Origin of the sequence: Pseudoxanthomonas kalamensis DSM 18571, assembly GCF_010211745.1 — a bacterium.
Lineage (GTDB): Bacteria > Pseudomonadota > Gammaproteobacteria > Xanthomonadales > Xanthomonadaceae > Pseudoxanthomonas_A > Pseudoxanthomonas_A kalamensis.
In genome coordinates this window covers 1-663 of record NZ_PDWQ01000057.1, presented here as the reverse complement: position 1 = coordinate 663, position 663 = coordinate 1, and the positions used below count along the sequence as shown (strand labels likewise).

The window sequence follows — 663 nt, the reverse complement described above, 5'->3', positions numbered from 1 at the left end:
GGGGCCATTATGTCAACGAAAGCCGTTTTCACGATGAAGCTGGAACCGGAGCTGCGCGACACGTTCATGGCCGAAGCAGCCGCAGATGACCGCCCGGCGGCGCAGGTCATGCGCGAGCTGATGCGCGACTACATCACCCGCCGTCGTGAGGCACGGGACTACGACGAGTTCGTGCGCCGCAAAGTGGAGGTCGCCCGCAAGCAGCGTGACGCCGGCCTGCACTTCTCCAATGAGGAAGTGGAAGCCGATGCGGCCTCGCGCCGCGTGGACCTGCTACGCCGCGCCGGAGATGCTGGATTGTGAAAGTCCGCTGGATCGCGGCCGCAAGGCAGGACCGCGCCGATATCATCGATTACATCGCGGTAGAGAACCCGCGCGCAGCGCTCAAGATAGATGATCTTTTCAGCGAGGCGGCCAAGCGGCTGGGAGAGTTCCCCAAGCTCGGCTGCACCGGGAAAATTCCTGGTACTCGCGAGCTTATCCCGCATGAAAGCTACCGGCTCGGCTACGAAGTGGACGAAGCTGCCGACACGGTATGGGTGATGACCCTTATCCACACAGCGCGCCAGTGGCCCCCGGCACGGGACGACTAACGATGGGGACAAAAACAAGCCGGCCAGGCACAGCCAACTTGCGGCGCCCCGGGGTTGCCATCCAACCTTT

2 protein-coding genes are annotated in these 663 nt (G+C 63.2%); both read left to right on the top strand.

The window, feature by feature from the left end:
- Positions 1 to 33: 33 nt before the first annotated feature.
- Positions 34 to 303: an antitoxin of toxin-antitoxin stability system gene (locus CSC70_RS13950; protein WP_162457204.1), complete on the top strand. Its 270-nt coding sequence runs from the start codon at positions 34 to 36 to the stop codon at positions 301 to 303.
- Positions 300 to 593, top strand: a complete 294-nt coding sequence (locus tag CSC70_RS13945; protein ID WP_162457203.1) for a type II toxin-antitoxin system RelE/ParE family toxin — start codon at positions 300 to 302, stop codon at positions 591 to 593. The genes CSC70_RS13950 and CSC70_RS13945 overlap by 4 nt, the downstream gene beginning before the upstream one ends.
- Positions 594 to 663 lie beyond the last annotated feature (70 nt).